Source organism: Flavobacterium sp., assembly GCF_044376915.1.
Classification (GTDB): Bacteria; Bacteroidota; Bacteroidia; order Flavobacteriales; family Flavobacteriaceae; genus Flavobacterium.
The window spans coordinates 1-3,431 of record NZ_JBILKB010000126.1; the positions used below are offsets into that span (position 1 = coordinate 1).

The 3,431-nt window shown below is 36.5% G+C and carries 5 protein-coding genes; all 5 read left to right on the forward strand.

The window, feature by feature from the left end; all coding sequences use genetic code 11:
• Window positions 1–34: 34 nt before the first annotated feature.
• Window positions 35–664, forward strand: a complete 630-nt coding sequence (locus ACIQ6Z_RS09545; protein WP_396210650.1) for a lysine transporter LysE — start codon at window positions 35–37, stop codon at window positions 662–664.
• Window positions 664–993 (forward strand): MGMT family protein, encoded by a 330-nt coding sequence (locus ACIQ6Z_RS09550; RefSeq protein WP_396210651.1) that lies wholly within the window; start codon window positions 664–666, stop codon window positions 991–993. Before ACIQ6Z_RS09545 ends, ACIQ6Z_RS09550 begins: the two co-directional genes overlap by 1 nt.
• A gap of 123 nt (window positions 994–1,116) precedes the next feature.
• Complete coding sequence (locus ACIQ6Z_RS09555) at window positions 1,117–2,256, forward strand: P-loop NTPase (protein WP_396210652.1); 1,140 nt, start codon at window positions 1,117–1,119, stop codon at window positions 2,254–2,256.
• 76 nt (window positions 2,257–2,332) lie between these two features.
• Window positions 2,333–2,572, forward strand: a complete 240-nt coding sequence (locus ACIQ6Z_RS09560) for a NifU family protein (protein WP_396210653.1) — start codon at window positions 2,333–2,335, stop codon at window positions 2,570–2,572.
• A gap of 87 nt (window positions 2,573–2,659) precedes the next feature.
• The coding region (locus ACIQ6Z_RS09565) for an NAD(P)/FAD-dependent oxidoreductase (RefSeq protein ID WP_396210654.1) at window positions 2,660–3,431 on the forward strand (772 nt) is incomplete at its 3' end.

Below are 3,431 nucleotides of genomic sequence, written 5' to 3' on the forward strand. Positions count from 1 at the left end.
CATTACCTATATTCAATTCAGAATAAAATAATTTATGGCCTTTTTTTTAGCATTGGTATTCGGGTTGGTTATTTCCATTATCGGGATTATTATTCCCGGGATGTTAAACATGACCATTGCTAAAATTAGTGTCAAAGAAAACAAGCATCAGGCCTTGCAATTTGCTTTCGGAGCGGTAGTGGTTGTTTTTTTTCAAGCATTCTTAGGAACCTATTTTGCAAAATTTTTAGACGCCCATCCTGTTTTTAGTGATGGAATAAAAAAAATTGGTACATTTATATTTATTGCATTAACAGTGGTTTTTACAATTTTGGGAATGCGTGCTCACAAACAAAAAACGCTAACGGTCCAACTTGAAAATAAAAAAAATCGTTTTTTATTCGGAATGGCCTTGTCTGCAATTAATATGTTGGCCATTCCCTGGTATGCGTTTACCAGTTTATTGGTGGCGTCTAAAGAATGGTTTTATTATGACATCATTTCTATACTCTTGTTTTCTGTGGCCGCCGCCTTAGGTACCTATGTTGTGTTTTATTGGTATGCTGTATTTTTTAAGAAAATCGAACATAAGTTGGTTTTCCTTGTAAAAAACATAAACTTTTTAATCGCTTTTCTTACCGGATTAGTTGCCATTTCATCCCTCTATAAAATGTATTTTCAATAATGGAGAACAAAGCTATTTCCGATTCTTTTTTTGAACGAGTGTATGCTATTGTACGTCAAATTCCATATGGCAAAGTAACTTCCTATGGCGCTATCGCAAAAGCACTAGGAACAGCGCGCTCCGCCCGAATGGTGGGTTGGGCAATGAATGCTTCTCATGGGTTGGAGGATGTGCCGGCCCACCGTGTTGTCAATCGAAAAGGGTTACTTACCGGAAAACACCATTTTGAAGGAACTAATTTAATGCAACAATTGTTAGAAAGCGAAGGCATAAAGATTCACAACAATCAAATCGTAGATTTAGAAAAGTATTATTGGGAACCAAAATAAGTATTGCATTTCAATCGGACGCTGAAAGTTACCTTTCTAAAATAACACAACTTTAAGAGATGATCTTTTTTAATCTCATAAACTTCTTATTATCTTTGCAATCTAAAATCAGTCTGAATAAAAATGAAACTAGATAGAAAAGAGATACTTACTGCCTTAGAAACAATTTCTGTTGCTGGAGAAGGTAAGAATATGGTTGAGAGTGGTGCTGTTCAAAATGTAATCACCTTTGGAGATGAGGTAGTAGTAGATGTACTTTTAGCAACGCCTGCTTTGCACATCAAAAAGCGTGCAGAGGTAGATATCATCAAAGTCATTCACGAAAAAGTGTTTGAAAAAGCAAAAGTAAAAGTAAATATCAAAGTAGAAGCGCCTGAAAAACCAGAAAATCCCAATCTAATAAAAGGGAAAGCAATTCCAGGAATTTCAAATATAATTGCGGTTGCCTCAGGAAAAGGAGGGGTAGGAAAATCTACTATAACGGCAAATCTTGCAGTTTCATTGGCTAAAATGGGATTTAAAGTTGGGGTGTTGGATGCTGATATTTATGGTCCGTCTATGCCTATTATGTTTGATGTAGAATCGGCCAAACCGATTTCAATAGAAGTGGATGGAAAATCAAAGATGCAACCCATTTCAAGTTATGGGGTAGAATTGTTATCCATAGGATTTTTCACCAAACCCGATCAAGCCGTAATTTGGAGAGGTCCAATGGCTGCCAAAGCGTTAAACCAAATGATTTTTGATGCCAATTGGGGTGAATTAGACTTTCTTTTGATTGATTTGCCACCAGGTACTGGCGATATTCATTTGTCGATCATGCAATCGTTGCCTATTACAGGTGCCGTAGTTGTCAGTACGCCACAAGCCGTTGCCTTGGCCGATGCAAAAAAAGGCGTATCCATGTTTTTATCCGAAGCTGTAAATGTTCCTGTTTTAGGAATTATCGAAAACATGGCCTATTTTACACCAGAAGAATTGCCTGAAAACAAATACTATATATTTGGTAAAGAAGGAGCAAAGAATTTAGCGTCTGATTTACAAGTGCCTCTTTTAGGAGAAGTACCATTAGTACAAAGCATTCGTGAAGCAGGAGATTATGGTCGTCCTGCAGCTTTGCAAACCGAGTCAGTATTAGCCACTATTTTTGAGACTATTACTCGAAATGTGGTACAAGAAACGGTAAACCGAAACGAGGAGTTGCCACCCACAGAAGCAATCAAAATAACAACAATGGCAGGATGTTCTGCTGTAAAAAAATAAGTATCAATTAGTCTGTGTGTCAATAAGCAAAATAGTATAGACACATTGGGACATTGAAAATTAACACATTAATTGTATGACTACACTTGAGATCAAAGAAAATGTAGAAAAAGCATTGGAAGAAATCCGGCCTTTTTTGAATTCCGATGGGGGTAATATTTCATTGGTAGAAATCATTGATGACAAACATGTTAAAGTGCGTTTAGAAGGCGCTTGTACAAGTTGTAATTTCAGTATTAGTACAATGAAAGCAGGTGTAGAAACCACCATAAAAAAATATGTTCCTCAAATTGAAACCGTAGAAAATATTGCTTAATTTTTTAGCCTAATTTTCATACTATGTAACTTAAGTTGCGCCAGATCTTAGTTTGATTTGTAACTTTACTACATTAATTGATACAAAATGATTGAAACAGATATACTAATTATTGGAGCTGGACCCACAGGTCTTTTTACTGTTTTTGAAGCAGGATTGTTGCAATTGAAATGCCACATTATTGATGCGCTTCCTCAACCAGGAGGACAATTGGCTGAGTTGTATCCCAAGAAACCTATTTTTGATATTCCGGGTTATCCAGAAGTTTTAGCAGGTGATTTGGTAACCAATTTAATGGAACAAATTAAACAATTCCAACCGGGTTTTACTTTAGCTGAAACCGCTGAAACCATTGAAAAATTAGACGATGGAACTTTTATTGTTACAACCAATAAAGGTACAAAGCATCACGCAAAAGCGGTTGCCATTGCGGGTGGTTTAGGTACTTTTGAACCACGAAAACCATCCCTTGAAAATATTTCTTTTTACGAAGAAAAAGGGGTTGAATATTTTGTTAAAGACCCAGAATTATTTAGAGATAAAGAAATTGTAATTGCTGGTGGCGGTGATTCGGCATTGGATTGGAGTATTTTTCTCTCTAATGTGGCCAAAAAAGTTACGCTAGTTCACAGGCGAAATGAATTCCGTGGCGCTTTAGATTCGGTAGAAAAAGTACAAGAATTGAAGAAAGAAGGCAAGATTACATTGATTACGCCTGCAGAAGTTGTCGGAATCCAAGGGGAGCAACATGTTGAAAGTATTACCTTAGATAGAGATGGTGTTTTGGAACAACTTAATACCGATTACTTTATTCCACTATTTGGATTGACACCGAAGTTAGGAGCTATTGCCAACTGGG

What these genes read in the sequence shown, in the direction of transcription:
- ACIQ6Z_RS09545 (WP_396210650.1), top strand. Translation starts at nt 35, where the DNA reads ATGGCCTTTTTTTTAGCATTGGTATTCGGGTTGGTTATTTCCATTATC.
- ACIQ6Z_RS09550 (WP_396210651.1), top strand. Translation starts at nt 664, where the DNA reads ATGGAGAACAAAGCTATTTCCGATTCTTTTTTTGAACGAGTGTATGCT.
- ACIQ6Z_RS09555 (WP_396210652.1), top strand. Translation starts at nt 1,117, where the DNA reads ATGAAACTAGATAGAAAAGAGATACTTACTGCCTTAGAAACAATTTCT.
- ACIQ6Z_RS09560 (WP_396210653.1), top strand. Translation starts at nt 2,333, where the DNA reads ATGACTACACTTGAGATCAAAGAAAATGTAGAAAAAGCATTGGAAGAA.